The sequence below is a fragment of the Allomesorhizobium camelthorni genome (genome assembly GCF_011045125.1).
GTDB lineage: Bacteria > Pseudomonadota > Alphaproteobacteria > Rhizobiales > Rhizobiaceae > Allomesorhizobium > Allomesorhizobium camelthorni.
In genome coordinates, this window is record NZ_JAAKZF010000284.1 from 1 (window position 1) to 911 (window position 911).

1 protein-coding gene is annotated in these 911 nt (G+C 61.0%); it reads left to right on the plus strand.

What is annotated here, in order from left to right:
- Nucleotides 1–911, plus strand: a 911-nt coding sequence (locus tag G6N73_RS35905; RefSeq protein WP_165034578.1) for an NAD-dependent formate dehydrogenase, incomplete at both ends; no start/stop codon positions are given.

Genomic DNA, 911 nt, shown 5'->3' on the forward strand with positions numbered 1-911 from the left:
GGCCAGACGCTTCCCACGCCGAAGGCCATCGACTTTGAACCAGGGGTCCTGCTCGGCAGCGTATCCGGCGAACTCGGCTTGAGGAAATTTCTCGAAAGCCAAGGGCACAGCCTGATTGTAACCTCAGACAAAGATGGTCCAGACAGCGTTTTTGAACATGAACTTGTCGACGCCGAAATCGTGATCTCGCAGCCCTTCTGGCCGGCATACCTTACCGAGGAACGAATAGCCAAGGCAAACAGACTGAAGCTCGCGATCACGGCTGGCATCGGATCCGATCATGTCGATCTTCAGGCCGCGATGGACCGCGGTGTCACGGTCGCCGAAGTGACCTACTGCAACTCGATCAGCGTGTCCGAACATGTGGTCATGATGATCCTCGCTCTCGTGCGAAACTATATCCCCTCCTACCAGTGGGTCGTGAAAGGCGGCTGGAACATCGCCGATTGCGTCGCACGCTCATACGATGTCGAGGGGATGCAAATCGGCACCGTCGGCGCCGGGCGGATCGGCAGCGCGGTGCTGCGCCGGCTGAAGCCGTTCGACGTCAAGCTCCACTACACCGACCGCCACCGGTTGCCCGCAACGGTCGAGAAGGAACTCGGCGTCACCTTCCACCCGGACGCCGCATCCATGGTCGGCATCTGCGACGTGGTGACGATCAATGCCCCCCTGCATCCGGAGACGGAAAATCTCTTCGACGAGGCGATGATCGCCAGGATGAAGCGCGGCGCCTATCTGGTGAACACGGCGCGCGGCAAGATCTGCAATCGTGAAGCCATCGCCCGCGCGCTCGAGAGCGGCCAACTCGCAGGCTATGCCGGCGACGTCTGGTTCCCGCAGCCGGCACCCAAGGATCATCCATGGCGATCGATGCCGCATCACGGCATGACGCCGCACATTTCGGGATC